1 pseudogene is annotated in these 276 nt (G+C 58.7%); it reads left to right on the top strand.

The annotated features are described in order from the left end of the window. Positions 1 to 276, top strand: a pseudogene (locus AAEY93_RS20525) (hypothetical protein); the annotation flags it as partial.

A 276-nucleotide genomic window follows, 5' to 3' on the forward strand; every position in this document is an offset into this window, starting at 1 on the left:
GTATTAGCCCGCGAAGGTGTGGTGCTCAACCCGCACTACAAAACCATGGGGCTCTACGGCTCCGAATACTGGACGTACAGCCTGCCACGGGCCGTGGGCAGCGAAATCGCGCATAAACTCACTGAAGAATGCTTGCCCATCAGTGCCATTCAGGCCCAGCAATACGGCATGGTCCAGGCCATCGGCCCGCGATGCCCACAGGCATTTGGCTTGTGGCTTTTGCAACAGGCCGACAGCGCGTTGACCGATGATAAGTACCTTCACGCACGCACACGC

Source organism: Shewanella sp. CAL98-MNA-CIBAN-0140 (genome assembly GCF_040309905.1).
Taxonomy (GTDB): Bacteria; Pseudomonadota; Gammaproteobacteria; order Enterobacterales; family Shewanellaceae; genus Shewanella; species Shewanella psychromarinicola.